Origin of the sequence: Halomonas sp. GXIMD04776 (assembly GCF_049808615.1) — a bacterium.
In the GTDB taxonomy this organism is placed as follows: domain Bacteria; phylum Pseudomonadota; class Gammaproteobacteria; order Pseudomonadales; family Halomonadaceae; genus Modicisalibacter.
The window spans coordinates 145,260-163,064 of sequence record NZ_JBNCAN010000006.1 but is presented as its reverse complement, the minus strand read 5'-3'; the positions used below and the strand labels follow the sequence as shown (position 1 = coordinate 163,064).

Sequence of the window (17,805 nt, the reverse complement as noted above, 5' to 3'; positions counted from 1 at the left end):
TTACAGGATACTGTCATGAAGCTGCTGCTGGACTTTCTTCCGATTGCGATCTTCTTCGCGGTCTATCATCTGAGTGGCGACATCGTGCTGGCCACGCTGGTGCTGATTCCCACCACACTGGCCCAGATGGCGTTCATCTGGTGGCGTTATCAAAGACTCGAGAAGATGCACCTGATCACCCTGGGGCTATTGATTCTGCTGGGCGGCGCCACGATCGCGTTTCACGACGCCGCTTTCATTCAATGGAAGCCTACCGTGGTCAATGCCTTGTTTGCCCTGGCCTTTCTTCTTTCACCCCTGTTCGGCGGCAAGACCCTGGCCCAGCGTATGATGGGCAAAGCCATCAGCCTACCGACGACGATCTGGACCCGCTTGAATCTCGCCTGGGCAGTTTTTTTCCTGGCCATGGCGGTGCTCAACGTCTACGTTTTCAAGACCTTTAGCGAGGCCACCTGGGTCAACTTCAAGCTCTTTGGCATGCTTGGCCTGACCTTGGTATTCGTGCTGGCCCAAGGAGTCTATCTTAGCCGTCACATGCTGGTTCAGTCCAAGTCCGGGAGTGGGGGTCGCTGAGCTTCTTCATTTCGACTCACTATCACACAAGGACACGTACCATGCTCTACGCCATCATCAGTGAAGACGTGAATGACAGTCTGGAAAAGCGCCAAAGCGCCCGCCCGGATCATCTGGCGCGGCTCGAAGCACTGCGCGACGAGGGGCGCCTGGTGATTGCCGGCCCGCATCCTGCCATCGACACCGAATCACCGGGAGATGCGGGCTTCAGTGGCAGCTTGGTGATTGCAGAGTTCGATGATCTGGACGCCGCCTGCGCCTGGGCCGATGCGGACCCTTACGTCGCTGCCGGTGTCTACGCCAAGGTGACGGTGAAACCGTTCAAGAAAGTATTACCCTGAGGCCAACTCCATGACGAACGTGGTTCTTGTAGTCAATACCGGCTCTTCCTCGATCAAGATGGCGGCTTACGCGCTGACCGAGCATAAGCCACCGCTGTGGAAGGGCGAGATCGATGGTATCGGCCGTACCGCGATGTACGAATCCCGCTCGAATGGTCGAACTCATGAGCGAATCCCCGTGCCGGCGGAGGTCGTGCAGGAACACAAGCCCTTGATCGAGTGGCTATTGCACCATTTGCAACGGGAGCAGCCGACATTCAAGGTCGTGGCGGCAGGGCATCGTGTCGTGCATGGTGGAAAGCATTTCAGCGCGCCGGTACGTGTAACCGATACGGTCTTGGAAGAACTACACGGCCTCAGTCCCCTGGCACCCAGCCACCAGCCCCACAACCTAGTGGGCATTCAGGCCGTCACCGAGATCTGGCCTGACATCCCTCAGGTGGCTTGCTTCGATACCGCCTTTCATCGCACCCAGCCGCGGATCGCACAACTCTTTGCCCTGCCCTATCAGCTAGCCGAGGAAGGGGTGTTGCGTTACGGCTTTCATGGCCTGTCCTATGAATACATCGCCAGTGTGCTACCCGAGTATCTGGGTGAGCGTGCCAAGGGTCGCATCATCGTCGCTCATCTAGGCCATGGAGCGAGTCTTTGCGCCATGCGCAATCGAAAGAGCATCGCCACCAGCATGGGCTTCACTGCCCTGGATGGCCTGGTGATGGGCAAGCGCTGCGGTGATATCGATCCGGGCGTAGTGCTCTATTTACTGCGGGATCGCGGCATGAGCCTGCCACGCGTCGCCTCGCTGCTCAGCCATGAGTCGGGGCTACTGGGCATATCAGGTATCAGCGATGACATGCGCGATCTAGTGGACAACGATGAGGCACGGGCAAAGGATGCGGTGGAGCTGTTTGTCTATCGCGCCCTTTCTCAGATCGGGGCGCTCATCGCGCAGCTGAAAGGATTGGATGGCCTGGTCTTCACCGCAGGGATCGGAGAGCATTCGCCGCAGATTCGTGCGCGCATCCTGGAAGGCCTGGCCTGGCTGGGCATACAAATCGACGATCAGGCCAACGCTCAGGGTGCGTCCTGCATCAGTGCTGCGACCAGTAACGTGCCGGTTCACGTTATCGCCACCGACGAGGAAAACGTCATTGCTCGTCACACCCGTCTTTTGATCAATACGGCCGCTTAACGCGGCCCAACCCCTCGTCCTTTACCAGCCTCTACAGACGCCCCCCTGTCAGAGTTGGTAGAGGAACTTTACGAATTAATTAGCGTCCTAACATAAAGTCAACGGCATTGCCTCGATATGGCCATGCTTAGGGTCTTTATTCGACCTTTGTATAATAGTCCATATCCTTTACCATGCTAATCGACTGCGGTGTCGACCTTATTCTTCTTTTCATCATTGCGCGCCGCGACATTTTTCGTCCATCGCTGCAAGGTTCTGTCAATGATCGATGTCATGCTTGTTCTTAACACCGGGTCGTCTTCCGTCAAGGCCGCGGCTTATCCCTACGCCACCCCTGGCGCCCCACTCTGGAAGGGGTGCATCACCGGTATCGGTGGTGCGGCGCTCTATGAGGCCAAACTGGGAAGCGCAGCAGGTGAGCGCATGTCCTTGGGCGAGGGCATGCCCCAGACGCACGGCCCGCTGATTCGCTGGATGCTCAAGCGCCTACGTCATGAAATGCCATCGCTGAACATCGTGGCGGCGGGCCATCGCGTGGTGCACGGCGGGCGCGAATTCGATGGCCCCGTCCTGATCGACGATGAGGCGCTGGAGACGATGCATAGCCTGAGCGAACTGGCACCCGGTCATCAACCGCATAATCTGAGCGGCATTCATGCCATTCGCGATACCTGGCCTGATATTCCCCAGGTCGCCTGCTTCGATACCGCCTTTCATCGCAGCCAGCCCCGCGTCGCTCAATTGTTCGCCCTGCCACGACGTTTCGCTGATGAAGGCATATTGCGCTATGGCTTCCATGGTCTCTCCTACGAGTACATCGCCAGCGTGTTACCGCGCCATGCCGGCGAAAAAGCCAACGGCCGTTTCATCGTCGCACACCTGGGGCACGGGGCCAGTTTGTGTGCCATTCACGAGGGGCGTAGCGTCGCCACCACCATGGGCTTCACTGCGCTGGACGGCTTGATGATGGGCAAGCGTTGCGGCAGTGTCGATCCCGGTGTCATCCTGCATCTACTGCGACATCAGGGTATGAACGCTCAGGAAGTGGAGTTGATGCTGCGGCGTGAGTCCGGCTTGTTGGGCATCTCCGGTATCAGCGACGACATGCGCGACCTGGTGGACAGCGATGATCCACATGCCCGCGAGGCCATCGATCTCTTCGTCTATCGCATTGTCTCGCAGGTGGGGGCTCTCGTCGCCCAGATGGGTGGCTTGGATGGTCTGGTCTTCACCGCGGGCATCGGCGAACATTCGCCCCTGATCCGTGACGAAGTAATCAAGAAGCTTGCCTGGCTGGGTATGCGCCTCGATCCTGCGGCCAACACCGCGGGGGCGGTGCGCATCAGCACCCAAGACAGCGACCTCCCGGTTTTTGTCATCCCCACGGATGAAGAAGGTATCATCGCTGAACACACCCGCGCCCTGGCGTATGAGGAAATGTCGGTCACCGCGTAATCAAGAGGACTCGGTCTCCCGTCACCAATCAACGAGGCTTACCCACAATGGCTGTGAGTAAGTCTGTTGAAAGTCAGCGGATCACTCGCGCCGGGCCATGATTTGCGTGGGCTCGGCGTTGTTGTTCAATTCTTGAGCATGCGCGCTATGGGAGATGCCGCTTTGGACGATTGCCTTTCGCCATCCGCTCAACTCTCTGAGCTAACGGCCCTGGAAAGTGCTCGGCTGGAATGGACCGAAGCCGAGGACATGTCCGAGACACCGCATTCGCTTGTCTTCGACGATGTCTACTTCTCGCGTCAAGATGGCCGCGCCGAGACGGAGCATGTGTTTTTGCAGGGCAATCGGTTACCCGAACGCTTCGCCGCCTGGCAGGATACGCGCCCTTTCGTCATTGGCGAGACCGGTTTCGGTACCGGTCTGAACATGCTGTGTGCTTGGGCCTGTTTCGATATTCATGCACCTCGGGGTGCACGGCTGCATCTGATTTCCACCGAACGATATCCTCTCACTCGCGAAGACTTGAAGCGTGCCCTGACCGCCTGGCCCGAATTCACCAAGCGGGCGCGCGCGCTCGTGAACCAATGGCCCGAACCGGTCAGCGGCGTACACCGTCTGATATTGTCCGAGCGAGTGGCCCTGGATCTGCACTTCGGCGACAGCAGCGAGCGTCTAATGCAGTTGGATGGACGTGTCGATGCCTGGTTTCTCGATGGATTCGCCCCCTCGAAAAATCCTGACAACTGGCAACCAGCGCTATTCCAGGCCATGGCGAGCCATAGCCAACCCGGCGCCACCTTCGCTACCTTCACCTGTGCCGGCATCGTCAAGCGTGGTCTCAAAGCAGCGGGCTTCGAGTGGGAAAAAGTGCCGGGATTTGGGCGTAAACGTGAAATGCTGTGCGGCCATATCGCCACACCGCCAATGGATATCTCACGCAAGCAAGTTCCCTGGTTTGCGCCGCCACCCACGCGAACAGCCCGGCACATCGCCGTGATCGGGGCGGGATTGGCCGGCACCAGCACCGCCGAGGCGCTGGCAAGACGCGGTGTAGGAGTCACGCTGCTCGATCGGGACGCACCCGGCGCCGGCGCCTCCGGCAACCGGCAAGGCGCGCTCTACGTCAAGTTGGCCGCCGAGACTAACCCGCAGAGCCGCTTCTACCTGGCGGGGCTGCTGTATACCCGGCGCCTGCTCGAACGCCTCGATCCCAAACGACAGCTCTGGAACGATTGTGGTGTGCTGCAGTTGGCGCTGAGCGAGAAGGAAGCCCGACGTCAGACCACCTTCCTGAACAATCATGCGCTGCCTAAAAGCGTCGTCGAAGGCGTCACTGCGGAGGAAGCCAGCCAGCGCGCCGGCGTTGCCTTGGCCCAGGGCGGGCTGGACTATCCGGGTGCCGGCTGGGTACGTCCGGCAGCCTTGTGTAAGCGGCTCGCTGAACGCCCGGGCATTGTCTTTCGTCGGGCCGAGGTCACGAGGCTTGAACATCGTGAAGATGGCTGGAGGCTTGAACTGGCGGATGGAGACACTCTGTCCGTCGATCAAGTCGTGGTCGCCAATGCCTGGCAGGCGCCTAACTTTGCACCCCTTGATTGGCTGCCATTGAAGCCGATACGCGGTCAGGTCAGCGAACTGCATCTATCGTCGGATTCGACCCATCCCCCTTTACCGCTCAAGCAAGTGGTTTGCGCCGGTGGTTACGCCCTACCGATGTTGGAGGGCGTGCAGTCTTTCGGGGCCACCTTTGCCCCAGGCGATACCGGGCGCAAGCTGCGTGAAGCGGACAGCGCCACCAATCTGGCGGAATTCGAACGAATGCTACCCGCCTATAGCGAGACATTGCGCGCCAGCGGTGTCGAATTTGACCCGGCGCAGTTAACGGGTCGCGCCAGCCTGCGGGCCGCCAGCCCGGACAAGTCGCCCTATGCGGGCCCGGTGCCGGATGCGCCGACCTGGCGCTGGGATTACGCTGCATTACAGAAGAATGCACGACGCGCCCCGGCCGTTGCCGGCCAGCATCACCCCGGCCTTTGGATCAGCGCCGCCCACGGTTCCCGCGGACTCGCCAGCGCGCCTCTATGCGCCGAGGTGCTGGCCTCGCACATCTGCAACGAGCCCATGCCGCTGGAGCGCGAACTCGTGGATCATCTGCACCCCGGGCGGCGTTTGATCGCCGAGATCATGCGCAGCCACAAGGCTTCGCCTTAAAAGTCAGCGAGCGAAGGCTAGACAAGGCAAAAATTGACGAAATAGCGGAGCTTACTGAAGTAAATGAGCATCTTGAGTTAATTTTTAACGCCGTATAGACGAGCGCAGGTACTTTTTAGGCGAAGCCTAATCTTCCTCATCGTCTGCCAGATCCCGCCCAAAGGCCCGCCACTGGGCCAGGGTCATGATCTCGGTAGATTCGGTCTGCAGGTCGTGGACGACCAGCAGCTCGCTGCGCTCGAGCTGACGCTTGAGTTCCGCTACCCAGCCGGACATGCCCTCTCCCGTGTCGGTGGTGTCATACCCCTGCCGGGTGACAAAGGTCTCCAGCAGCGCATCGAGCGTCTCACCCGGGAGCATGCGATAGGGCACTTCCACGAATCGGCTCATGACGCCTCTCCCTTCTCTCCGTCGCCGCTCTCCCAACCTGCCAGCCGAGTCAGAAAAGCCTCTTCATCGAGCACCTCGACGTTCAGTTCCTCGGCCTTGGCTAGCTTGCTGCCCGCTCCAGGGCCGGCGACTACGCCGGCGGTCCTTTTTGAGACACTTCCCGAGACCTTGGCGCCCAACGCCTGAAGCCGCGCCCTACCTTCGTCCCGGGTCATGCTCTCGAGCGTGCCGGTAAGCACCCAGGTCTGCCCGATCAACGGTTGAGGGCGAACACTCACTTCGGTTTCTTCCCATTGCACCCCGGCATCAATCAATTGATCGACGGTCTCGCGATTGTGTTGCTCCTGAAAGAAGTTATACACATGCGCGGCGACCACCGGGCCGACATCCTCGACGGCTTCGAGATCGACAAGCTCGGCCCGCATCAGCGCCTCCAGGGTGCCGAAATGCCGGGCCAGATTACCCGCCGTCGCCTCACCTACCTCACGAATGCCCAGCGCATAGATGAAGCGGGGCAAGGTTGTATGGCGAGACTTCTCAAGAGCGGCGATCAGATTGTCCGCCGACTTCTTGCCCAAGCGTGGTAGCTCGGCTAGCTCCTCTGCCCCGAGATGAAACAGCCCCGCAGGTGTCTTGACCCACTCGCGCTCGACGAGTTGATCGATCAGTTTGGTCCCGAGCCCGTCGATATCCAGCGCACGACGGCTAGCGAAGTGCTTGATCGCCTCCTTGCGTTGGGCCGCACAGAAAAGCCCCGCCGGGCAGCGTACCACCGCCTCGCCTTCAACGCGCTCGACTTCGGAGCCACAGACCGGGCAGTGCATGGGAAACTCGATCACCCGAGCATCGTCAGGCCGCTCGTCTTCCATGACCCGCACTACCTGGGGGATCACGTCGCCGGCACGACGAATGACCACCCGATCGCCGATCATCACGCCGAGCCGTGCGATTTCATCCTGATTGTGCAGCGTCGCGTTCGAGACCAGGGCACCGGCCACGGTGACCGGTTCGAGCCGCGCCACCGGTGTAATGGCACCGGTACGCCCGACCTGGAACTCCACGTCCTTGAGCCGAGTGGTTTGTTCCTGGGCCGGAAACTTGTAGGCAATGGCCCATCGTGGTGCACGAGCGACGAAGCCCAGTTCGCGCTGCAGACGCAAGTCATCGACCTTGATGACCGCCCCATCGATATCGTAATCCAGGTGATCGCGTTTCTCGCCCAGGCGACGGCAGTACTCGAGTAGTGCGGCACTGCCCTCGACCAGCGCAAGCTCCGGATGGGTACGAAAACCGAACTCACGCAATCGCGCCATATAAGCCGAATGAGCCATTGCCACTTCGTCGTCGTCGATACGCGCGACCTGGTAGGCACAGAATTCCAGCGGTCGCTGCGCAGTGATACGAGGATCGAGCTGACGCAGGCTGCCCGCCGCGGCATTGCGCGGGTTGGCGAATACCTTGCTGCCCTCCTCCCGAGCGCGAGCATTGAGCGTCTCGAAGCCGGAGTGACGCATATAGACTTCACCACGAACCTCGATCAGTTGCGGGATCGAATCGCCGCGTAGCTTGAGCGGAATCGAACGCAGGGTGCGCAGATTGGAGGTAATGCCCTCACCGGTGCGGCCATCACCCCGGGTCGCACCGCTGATCAGCACACCCTGCTCGTAGACCAGGGACACCGCCAGGCCGTCGAGCTTGGGCTCGCAGCAAAACGCCAGGTCATCGTCATTACGTTCCAGACGCTCATTGACGCGCTTGACGAAGGCGGCGATTTCCTCTTCGTTAAAGGCATTGTCCAGGGAAAGCATCGGTACGGCGTGCTGGACTTCTGGAAACCCTTCGGCGGGGGCGGCACCAACACGCTGAGTCGGAGAGTCCGGCGTCACCAGATCAGGGTGCTGAGACTCGAGCTCCTGAAGGCGACGCAGGCGACGATCGTAATCCTCGTCGGTCAGTGTAGGGTCATCAAGGACGTAATAACGATAATTGGCCTCGTCGAGTTCGGCGCGCAGGCGCGCAACCTCGTCGTGAAGCTCAGCGGTCTTGGGGGTCTTCTGGCTCATGCGAGTCGCGGGTCTCGAAGCGGCAAAAACCGCATTGTAAGGCGGGCCGTAGGATCGTCGCAAAAGAAGACGGGGCCTTAACGGCCCCGTCGATGCAACATCCAAGAAAATCCAGTTAAGAGAATCAGTTGGCCTGATAACGATGCAACCGGTGCCGACGACCGAATTCCTGCACGCGCTGCCGCGCAAATTCGACGGTTTGTGCGGTCATGACGCTACGGTTCTCGTCCTTCAACTCACCGCCCAAGTTGCGCACCAGCACCATGGCGGTTTCCACCATCGCCTCGAAAGCGGCAGCGGCGTCCATGGCCGCGGGCAGCGGCATCAGGAAAGTCACGCCCGGCGTGGCAAAATCATCCATGGTCTCGAGGTCGAAAACCCCCGGCTTGATCACATCGACCATGGCGAACTGCAACTCACTATCAGGCTCTTCCGTCTCATGACGCAGGAAGATACCCATCTCACTGTAACGCAACCCGCAGGCCAGCATCAGATTAAGCAGATCTGGGCCCGCAAAGCCTTCCTCGTTACGCGCCATCACGCTGATGACAATGATCTCTTCGGCATGAGCCAGGCTCTCCCGGGCACGCTGAGCACTGACATGATGCCGCCGTGCCTTTTCAACGACGGGATGCGAGACCGGATGTGACGCTATGCGCTCATCCTCTGACGCGTCCATCGAGGTGGCGTCGTCGGCCTGATGCACGGCAGCTGGTTCGCAGTCGGATCGAGCCGGGTCGGAAAATTCGTTTTCGAACTCAGCCTGCGGACCGCCAGCGTCAGCTGCGGCGACGCTCTGGCGATCGTCCTCGACCGGTGAAATATCGCTGTGCACGTCGCTGGGACGTTCAGGCGCCTCCGCCGCAAAATCCGCAGTGGCTCCTAGCGAAGGTTCGCGATGCGGCGACGACGGTTCGTCATGACGCTGAAACGCCGACGACATTCGCTGCATCGATTGTGAGACGCGCTGGCCTCCACTACGCAGCGCTGCAGCCATGCCGGCTCGGCTGAAGGTGCTTTGCTCGGACTCCTCACCGACGGATGAAAACGTCTCGTAGGTGGGACGGCTCGGCTGAGGCTGCGCCTGTTTTTGCGGAGTATCGTCTGTCGCAATCGGACGCGTCGCAGAACGTGCTTCGCCTTGCTGCTCGGACTCGGCGCGAGATGCGGAGCGTGGCGCCTCGGCCTGTTCAGACTCGGCCGGTTGTGGTGTGGGCCGTGAGTGAGTCTTGTGAGCGGCGCGCAAGGGCGGAGCAGAACGTGTGGACGGCTTTTCCTGTGCCTGTTCTTGTTCCTGTTCCTGGGCCATGCGTGAAAAGACCTTTGACGGTCCAGGGTGCTCCTGGCGCTGAAGCTTGGGCTTGGGTGCGACCGTCGGTTGAGTCGCCGGCTTGACCACCCGGGCGCCGCCGTTGGGCAACTCCCAGTTGACCTCGGCAGCACGCGCGGCGGCCTCGGGATCTGCTTCGGCCTGGCTGACCGCAGTGCCGTCTTCGCGTTCCTCACGTCGTTCGGCGTGATCGAGCCGGGGCACTTTGCGTTGACGCTGCAAGCGACGCACACCATCGACGACGATGATGGTCACGAGTACCAGCCCCAGGATAATCAACCACTCTCTTAGTTCCATGGATCGTCTTGCCTGTTTGCTAAGGCGCCATGCCTATGATTTATGTGTCCGATAGCATAACGCGATTGCCGAGAAAATGGGCTAGTTTTTTTAAATGTCAAGTTTTTCTTTGGCCCGACGCAATCGCCCTTCATTTGTCCCCAACCCTATCGCTAAAAGCGTTGTTAACCCTTTTAGCCTTTTTGTGCAAGTTTTCTATGCTTCTGCCAAGGCCGCCGCTTCTTCGACACCCACCGACACAAGACGCGAAACGCCTGGCTCCTGCATGGTCACGCCCATCAATCGATCCGCAGCTTCCATAGCGATCTTATTATGCGTGATATAGATGAATTGTACAGAATCTGACATATCCTTCACCAGTGCCGCATAACGACCGACATTGGCATCATCCAAGGGTGCATCCACTTCATCAAGCATGCAGAAAGGCGCCGGATTGAGTTGGAAGATCGCGAAGACCAACGCCAAGGCAGTCAGCGCCTTTTCGCCTCCGGAAAGCAGATGAATGGTGCTGTTCTTCTTACCCGGCGGTCGGGCCATTATCGCCACACCGGTTTCCAGCAAGTCCTCCCCGGTCAGCGTCAACCATGCGCTACCACCACCAAAGACCTTGGGAAAAAGGTGCGAAAACCCCTGGTTGACCTGATCGAATGTCTGCTTGAAACGTGTCCGCGTTTCCTGATCGATCTTGCGAATGGCCCGGTCCAGTGTCTCCAGCGCTTCGCTCAGTTCAGCATGTTGACCCTCGAGATAGTTCCGACGCTCCGCCTGCTGGTCATATTCCTCAATTGCTGCAAGGTTGATGGCCCCCAGACGCCGCAGCTTGTCGCCGGCGTCTTCAAGGCGCGTTTGCCAGGCCGACTCGGTAGCGTTGGGATCGAGGGACGACTCGAGTTCCTGGGCATCGAGTCCTAGCTCGCCCAGGGCCTCGTCCTGACCGTCGGCCTTGAGCCTGAGCGCCTGAACCTGCATGCGCGCTTCCTCGAGCCGACTACGGATACCTTCCAGGTTGCGTTCGTGCTGCTGACGCGCAATTTCGGTTTCACGCAGGCGCTCGGCAAGTTGTTGCGCCTCGTCGCGACAGGCGGTGAGCGCCTGCTCTTCCTTCGAGCGTCGATGCAGGAGTTCATCGAGCTGCTCCCGGCTTTCCTCTTCGGGCTCACGCAGTACCTCGCGCTGCTCCTCGAGCTCGGCGCACTTCTCTTCGAGGCGCGTGCGCGTTTCGTTGCTGCGGCCACTCTGTTGAACGAGGCCGTTACGCTCCGTGGTCAGACGCTGGTACTCCAGCGCCAGTTGCTGCCCCCGCTCCTGCAGGGGGCGCTGCCGAGCCCGCAGGCTGGCAAGAGCCTCTTGCGTCTCGCGGCGCTCTCGCTCGAGATCCTCGCGCCCTTGGCTGCTCTGCTCGAGCGCCGTCATCGCCCGCTGCCAACGCTCCCGAGCCTGCTCCAGCTCCCGGGCGCATGCTTCATGGCGTTTGTCGATGTCCTGAAGCTCTGCATCGAGATCGCGGCGGCGTGCATCGACATGCTCCAGTCGCGACGCAAGATTGGCTTCCTGCAAGGCCAGTTGCTGACGCTGCTGCTGGCGATTCCGCTCGTCGCCCCGGCATTGTTCGAGGGAGGCCTCGATATCAGACTCACGGGCCTGGGCGTCTGTCAGTTGACGCTCGTGTTCATCGAGCCCACTCATGGCGCTCTCGAGAGCATGCATGACCTCATCGCGGCGCCGCTGTTGGGTCATGACGCTATCGGCATTGTCGCCAGTACCATGGCGACGAGCCCAGCCTTGGCCCAGCCAGAGGCCATCCGCAGTCATTACGCTCTCGCCCGGTGCCAGCGTCTCAAGACGCGTCCAGGCCTCGGCGTGGCTATCGGCGCAATGGATAGTGGCCAGTAGCCGACCGGCAGCTCCGGCACCATCGACCTGAGCGGCCAGGCTGAGGGCGGGCGCCGGATGCTCCGCATCGGTGAGCAGTGCCAGTTCATCACCGCCCAGTGAATCCGCGAGCACCTGACGCTGCAACTCCGGGACAAGGCGTGCATTGAGCCAAGGGCCCAATACCCAGGACACCATCTGTTCCCAGGCCGGGTCGACACGCATTCGTTCGGCCAGCCGCGGCGTCGATGCCAACCCATGTCGTTCGAGCAGCGTATCAAGCGCATGGCCGCCGTCGCTCAGGCTCGCCGCGAGTAGCGCCTCCAGTGAGGCCAGCTCTCCCTGCAACTGGCTACGCTGCTGGCGGGCCGCTTCGCGGGCCGCTTCGGCGTCTACCAACCTCTCGCGGGTCTCGCCGCGCTCGGATTGCAACATTTCGCGACGTACTTCAATCTCCTCGAGTTGCAGATCGATCTCGGCCAACTGCTCGCCAAGTTCTTCGCGGCGCTCGCGCAGCTCGCTCTGTTCCGGCAATTCATCATATTGCTGGCGACGACGCAGACTATCATCCGTCAGAGATTGTAGCTGCTGTTCAAGATGGCGCACGTTGTCCTGGGCCCGCTCCGCCTCGCGGCTTGTCTCGCGGTCCTGCTCGCTGAAGGTTTCCCAACGCTCCCGAGCTTCCTCAAACGCCTGTTCGGCCTCTTCCAGTGCGGCATCGAGTTCCGCCAGGGTATCGGCGGTCTCTTCCTGCTCGGGTTCAAGCGCTTCAAGGCGCTCATCGAGACTGACAAGCCGGGCATCGTCCTCTTCGCCCAAACGATCGAGTTCGCTTAGTTCGCGCCGCGCCGACTCCAGTTCCCGGGCAAGACGCTGCTCCTGGCTTCTGGCATGCTCCAGATGCTGCTCGAGACGCGCGATGGCGGCACCGGTCTCGTAGAAGCGCGCCTGATGGGTCTCGAGCTGTTCCGCCAGCCGGTCATGTTCCTGGCGCGATTCCTCGAGCTGGCGCTCGCACTGTCGGCTGCCCAGAATTTCGCGCTCGACCTGGGTTTCCAGTTCGCGCACACGACTTTCCTGTTCACCCTGCTGCGCTCTTAGTCCCCGACCACGCAACAGTGCAAGCTCGCCCTTGAGCCGGTGCTCTTCTCTTTTCAGGGTTTGGTAGCGTCGTGCCGCCTCGGCCTGGCGCTTCAAGCGTTCGAGCTGCTTGTCGAGCTCTTCGCGAATGTCGTCGAGACGCTCGAGATTTTCCTGGGTGCGACGCATGCGATTTTCGGTCTCGCGGCGGCGTTCCTTGTACTTGGAGATGCCGGCGGCTTCTTCGAGGGTCGAGCGCAACTCTTCCGGGCGTGCCTCGATCAAGCGCGAGATCATTCCCTGACCAATGATCGCATAGGAGCGCGGACCCAGACCGGTGCCCAGGAACAGATCGGCGATATCGCGACGGCGACATTTCTGATTGTTGAAGAAATAGCTCGATTGGCTGTCGCGAGTCACCACCCGCTTGACCGCAATTTCGGCGTATTGCGCGTAGGCCCCCCCCATGCTGCCGTCGCGGTTGTCGAAGAACAGCTCGATGGAGGCCTGGCCCACCGGCTTGCGCCCGGTGGAGCCATTGAAGATGACATCCGTCATCGACTCGCCGCGCAGGGTCTTGGCCGAGGATTCACCCATCACCCAGCGTACGGCGTCGATGACGTTGGACTTGCCGCAGCCGTTGGGACCGACGATGGCGGTCATGTTGCCATCGAAGGGGACCGTCATGGGATCGACAAAGGACTTGAAACCGGCAAGCCGGATCGACGTCAAACGCATGGGTTCAATCTACGACCCGATCAATGAGGATGTCGACCGTCTCATTCTGGCCATCCAGTTGGATGGGCCCTGCCTGACCGGCCAGATCCCCCGGTTGCGGCATAGCCTGCCCCGAGGCTGAAACACGCACCGTCAGCTGCACCTCATCGACCTGGGAAAGGCGCGCGCTGGGGGCCATGGCATCGCTGTCGTCGAGGGTGACTTCAAGGGGCAGGTCAGCGACCGTGGCGCGCTCCAGCGCCAAGGGTGGCAGTTCACCGGCGCTATCCCGCGCCACCACGAACACCGTATCCCCCGGTGCGGCTTGATCCTTGAGCGCATCGTCAAGGCTGACCTTGACCGCAAGCGATGGCCCCTCTCCGGCGCTAGTCGCGGCACTTGCGCGCTCCGGCGTGATGCCCAGGCGCTGCTGGGCGATGGCGATACCGTTGCGCAGTACCTGTGCCGCTTCCTCGTCATCGAAACCGGCGATGGCCTTGCGCCAATGGGCGATGGCCTGCTCGTAACGACCGTGCTCGAAGGCTTCGATGCCCAGCAAGCCAAGCACCGTCGGCTGACGTGGGTCCTTGGCAAGTACTTCATCGGCCAGGTTCTGGACCTCATCGGTCAGCGTTCGATCGGCGGCGAAGAATTTCATTTGCGTCAGCTGCGCCAGCAACTCGACACGCCGTCCTTCCAACACGATGAGTCGCTCGAGGGCATCGATTGCCTCATCGAACTGACCGCTGTCACGATAGAGCGGAAACAGCGCCACCCACAGTTTGGGATTGTCCGGTTGCTGATCGATCTGGGTCTCCAGGCGCTCGATCAGCATCTTCACCGAGCCATCCGGGGCGCTCATCACGTCGCGCTGAATGGCATAAAGGGCCAGATCATCCTGAGCTCCCTCCTGCTGATACCACAGCAGACTGATGACCACCACCGCGATCATTGCCAACAACACCATCCAACGCCCAGCCGTGGCGGTCTTGAGCGGTGAACGACGCTGCGCTTCGGTGTCCTCGAGCAGACTGCGATCGAGTTCCAGGCGACTTTCCTCGAAGCGCTTGGCATCTATCTCGCCCCGGGAATGAGCCTGCTCCAGGGACGCCAGTCGGCGCTGATAAACCGCCACGTTCTGTGCGTCGTTACTCTCTTCGGCCTCGTAAGCGTGCTGAGCCGCATGAACCGCTCGGGCACGCTTGAGTGGCCAGGCGAGTATCCATAATGCCGGGAGCAATAATACCCCCAGCGCTATCCACAGCAGATTCATTCAGCCCTCTCACGATTGACCAGCGCATTGAGACGCTCCCGCTCGGCAGCACTGAGCGCATGATTGGCGGAGCGCCGCCGCGCTCGCACGATGAAACCAATGATCACACCGCCGAGCACGACCAGTCCGGCAGGAAGCCCCCATAACAGCCAGGTGCGGCCGGACAAACGTGGATTGTAGAGCACGTAGTCGCCGAAGCGATCGATCATGTAGTCCTGGATCTCACGATCGGAGCGACCGTCCCGCAGCAATTGGTAGACCCGTTCGCGCATGTCCCCGGCGATGGGGGAGTCGGAATCACCGATGGCCTGGTTCTGACACTTGGGGCAACGTAGGGAACCGTTAAGAGACTCGTAGCGCTGCTTAAGGACCGGGTTTTCGAACTCCCGTACTTCGATGGCGGCCAGGGTCGTGGCGGTCCACGATAGACAAAGCAATAACGCCAGGACTTGGATCAATCGGTACGCCATTTTTCCACCTCCGGCACGATCGTCTGTTCGACATCCTCGGGTGTGATGTACCCGGTATGGTGATAGCGGATGATACCGTCCGCATCGACAAGAAACGTCTCCGGGGCGCCATAGACGCCAAGATCGAAGCCCAAGGTTCCCTCTGCGTCGAAGACATTGACCTCGAAGGGATTGCCAAACTCCTCGAGGAATTCACGCCCCTTGGCCCGGGTATCCTTGTAATCGACACCCACCAAGCGAATGCCGCGCTCTTCCAGTGCCAGCAATTGTGGCATCTCCTGCTTACAGGTCGGGCACCACTCACCCCACACATTGACCAGCGTTACCTCGCCCTTCAGCAGGGATTCATCGACCTGCTTCTCGGAATCCTCCAGGGTCGAAAGCTCAAAGGGCGGGAACTCCCGGGCCAGCAGCGCCGAATCCCGCGCACTAGGGTTCAATGCCAGCCCCTGATAGAGAAACACGCCAAGCACAATGAACAGCAGTAACGGAATCAGCAACAACAAGCGGCGCTTCATGCTCGCGCCTCCTCGAAGCCTGCCTGATTCGCCGTTCGTGTTTGTTCCGCCCGACGCTTTACCCGCCGATAGCGCTTATCGACCACCGCCAGCATACCGCCCATGGCCATGAGCAACGCCCCCAGCCATAGCCAGCGCACGAACGGCTTGAACTGAACCCGTAGCGCCCAGGAACCGTCGCCCAGATCCTCGCCCATGGCGACATAGAGATCCCGCAGCAAACCAGGGCGCAGCGCCACGTCGGTCATCGGCATGCCCCGGGCCAGATAGAGACGTTTTTCCGGATGCATGGTGAAGCGGTGCTCACCGTCGCGGCTGACATCGATGGTGGCGGTATCGGCGATGTAGTTGGGTCCCCGGCGCTCCCGCAACCCCTGCATGGTGAAGGTATAGCCGGCGATCTCGGCGCTTTCGCCTACGTTCAGGCGGATATTGCGCTCGATATTGTAGTTCGACACCATGGTCACGCCGATGATGGTCACCGCCAGCCCCAGATGCCCCACCACCATGCCCCAATAGGCCGGTGACAGGCGTTTGAAGCCGACAGCAAGGGAGGAGGCGTTACGCAGCTTGTCGAAAAGATCGCGGCCCAAGGATAGAACGATCCATAGCGCCATCACCAGTCCCAGCGATACCCACAGGTTCCACTCCCCGCCGTAGAGCAGCGGTGTCATCACGCCGATCACCAGCGCCGCGATGCCGGCACCCATCAGGCGCTTGAATAGCTCGCGTCCACTCATCTGCTTCCAGCGCGATGAAGGTCCTAGCCCCATGAAAACGCACAGCAGCCCGGTGAGGGGCACGAACAGCGCATTGAAATATGGCGGACCGACGCTGATCTTGCCCAGCCCCAGGGCATCGAGCAGCAACGGGTAGACCGTGCCCAGCAATACGGTCACGGTCATGACAATCAACAGAATGTTGTTGATCAGCAGCAGCGCATCCCGGGATAGCCAGGTGAATCCGACGCTATGGCTGACCCGTGGCGCGCGCAGCGCGAAGACAAGCAACGAAAGTCCGACCGTCAGCCCAAGCAGTACCAGGATAAAGGTGCCCCGGGCCGGATCGTTGGCGAAGGCGTGCACCGAGGTCAGCACCCCGGAACGCACCAGGAAGGTGCCCAGCAGGGACAACGAGAAGGTGGTAATGGCCAGCAGTACCGTCCAGCTCTTGAAACTGCCGCGCTTCTCCGTCACCGCCAGGGAATGAATCAAGGCGGTGCCCGCCAGCCAGGGCAGCAAGGAGGCGTTTTCCACCGGGTCCCAGAACCACCAGCCGCCCCAGCCAAGCTCGTAATAGGCCCACCAGCTGCCCAAGGCGATGCCCACGGTGAGAAAGGCCCAGGCGATGTTGGTCCAGGGCCGCGCCCAGCGAGTCCAGGCCGCATCCAGACGGCCGCCGATCAGGCCGGCGATGGCAAAGGCGAAGACCACCGAGAAACCGACATACCCCATGTAGAGCATGGGTGGGTGGATGACCAGACCGAAGTCCTGAAGCAGTGGATTGAGATCGGCGCCGTCCTGCGGCATGTTGGGCAGCAAGCGCTCGAAGGGGTTGGAGGTAATCAGCACGAACAGCAGGAAGCCGACGCAGACCATACCCATCACCGACAATACTCGCGCCACCATGTCCCGGGGCAACTGGCTTGAAAACTGGCTGACCGCGAAACCCCAGCCGCCCAGCATCAGACTCCACAGCAGCACCGAGCCTTCATGACTGCCCCACACGGCAGTGGCCTTGTAATACCAGGGCAGCATTGAATTGGAGTTGTTGGCCACATAAGCCACACTGAAATCGTCGAGCAGAAAGCTCGTGGTCAGACATACATACGCGATCGCCAAAAACAGAAACTGTCCACCGGCCAGTGGCTTGGCAAAGGCCATCCAGAGCGGGCGGCGAGTCAGCGTGCCGGCTAGTGGCACCGCGGCCTGAATCAAGGCCATGAGTAGCGCCAGAATCAGCGCGAAATGACCGAGCTCGGGGATGATCTTGCTAAGCATGGTGACTCCAGGATCCGTAAACG

13 protein-coding genes are annotated in these 17,805 nt (G+C 60.7%); 5 read left to right on the top strand and 8 right to left on the bottom strand.

Translation table 11 applies throughout. The features are described from left to right. The first annotated feature begins 15 nt into the window (after window positions 1–15). From ACPF7Z_RS05960 to mnmC, 5 genes are all read left to right on the top strand, one after another. Entirely contained in the window at window positions 16–573 is a 558-nt protein-coding gene (locus ACPF7Z_RS05960; RefSeq protein WP_425192275.1) for a septation protein A, read from the top strand. 41 nt (window positions 574–614) lie between these two features. Continuing rightward, on the top strand, window positions 615–914 hold the full coding sequence (locus tag ACPF7Z_RS05955) for a YciI family protein (RefSeq protein ID WP_425192274.1): 300 nt from the start codon (window positions 615–617) through the stop codon (window positions 912–914). A gap of 10 nt (window positions 915–924) precedes the next feature. After that, complete coding sequence (locus ACPF7Z_RS05950; RefSeq protein WP_425192272.1) at window positions 925–2,106, top strand: acetate/propionate family kinase; 1,182 nt, start codon at window positions 925–927, stop codon at window positions 2,104–2,106. 273 nt (window positions 2,107–2,379) lie between these two features. Further along, window positions 2,380–3,561, top strand: a complete 1,182-nt coding sequence (locus ACPF7Z_RS05945; protein WP_425192271.1) for an acetate/propionate family kinase — start codon at window positions 2,380–2,382, stop codon at window positions 3,559–3,561. A 162-nt stretch (window positions 3,562–3,723) separates the two neighbouring features. Beyond that, window positions 3,724–5,772, top strand: a complete 2,049-nt coding sequence (gene mnmC, locus ACPF7Z_RS05940) for a bifunctional tRNA (5-methylaminomethyl-2-thiouridine)(34)-methyltransferase MnmD/FAD-dependent 5-carboxymethylaminomethyl-2-thiouridine(34) oxidoreductase MnmC (protein WP_425192269.1) — start codon at window positions 3,724–3,726, stop codon at window positions 5,770–5,772. A 126-nt stretch (window positions 5,773–5,898) separates the two neighbouring features. Here mnmC and ACPF7Z_RS05935 read toward each other — a convergent pair whose 3' ends face one another. The 8 genes from ACPF7Z_RS05935 to ACPF7Z_RS05900 all read right to left on the bottom strand — a co-directional run bounded on the left by ACPF7Z_RS05935 (window position 5,899) and on the right by ACPF7Z_RS05900 (window position 17,782). After that, the gene (locus ACPF7Z_RS05935) at window positions 5,899–6,162 is read right to left on the bottom strand and encodes a YheU family protein (protein ID WP_425192268.1); all 264 of its coding nucleotides are present in this window, start codon (window positions 6,160–6,162) and stop codon (window positions 5,899–5,901) included. After that, window positions 6,159–8,225 carry an NAD-dependent DNA ligase LigA gene (gene ligA, locus ACPF7Z_RS05930; protein ID WP_425192266.1) on the bottom strand — a complete coding sequence of 689 codons (2,067 nt, stop codon included), beginning with the start codon at window positions 8,223–8,225 and terminating at the stop codon, window positions 6,159–6,161. The genes ACPF7Z_RS05935 and ligA overlap by 4 nt, the downstream gene beginning before the upstream one ends. Window positions 8,226–8,349: 124 nt before the next feature. Beyond that, window positions 8,350–9,852 (bottom strand): cell division protein ZipA, encoded by a 1,503-nt coding sequence (zipA, locus tag ACPF7Z_RS05925; RefSeq protein WP_425192265.1) that lies wholly within the window; start codon window positions 9,850–9,852, stop codon window positions 8,350–8,352. Between the two features lie 195 nt (window positions 9,853–10,047). Beyond that, entirely contained in the window at window positions 10,048–13,542 is a 3,495-nt protein-coding gene (gene smc / locus ACPF7Z_RS05920) for a chromosome segregation protein SMC (RefSeq protein WP_425192263.1), read from the bottom strand. Between the two features lie 4 nt (window positions 13,543–13,546). Then, window positions 13,547–14,794: a c-type cytochrome biogenesis protein CcmI gene (gene ccmI, locus ACPF7Z_RS05915; RefSeq protein ID WP_425192262.1), complete on the bottom strand. Its 1,248-nt coding sequence runs from the start codon at window positions 14,792–14,794 to the stop codon at window positions 13,547–13,549. Next, window positions 14,791–15,264: a cytochrome c-type biogenesis protein gene (locus ACPF7Z_RS05910; RefSeq protein ID WP_425192261.1), complete on the bottom strand. Its 474-nt coding sequence runs from the start codon at window positions 15,262–15,264 to the stop codon at window positions 14,791–14,793. The genes ccmI and ACPF7Z_RS05910 overlap by 4 nt, the downstream gene beginning before the upstream one ends. Further along, the gene (locus ACPF7Z_RS05905) at window positions 15,249–15,782 is read right to left on the bottom strand and encodes a DsbE family thiol:disulfide interchange protein (protein ID WP_425192260.1); all 534 of its coding nucleotides are present in this window, start codon (window positions 15,780–15,782) and stop codon (window positions 15,249–15,251) included. The genes ACPF7Z_RS05910 and ACPF7Z_RS05905 overlap by 16 nt, the downstream gene beginning before the upstream one ends. Next, the gene (locus ACPF7Z_RS05900; RefSeq protein ID WP_425192258.1) at window positions 15,779–17,782 is read right to left on the bottom strand and encodes a heme lyase CcmF/NrfE family subunit; all 2,004 of its coding nucleotides are present in this window, start codon (window positions 17,780–17,782) and stop codon (window positions 15,779–15,781) included. The genes ACPF7Z_RS05905 and ACPF7Z_RS05900 overlap by 4 nt, the downstream gene beginning before the upstream one ends. Window positions 17,783–17,805 lie beyond the last annotated feature (23 nt).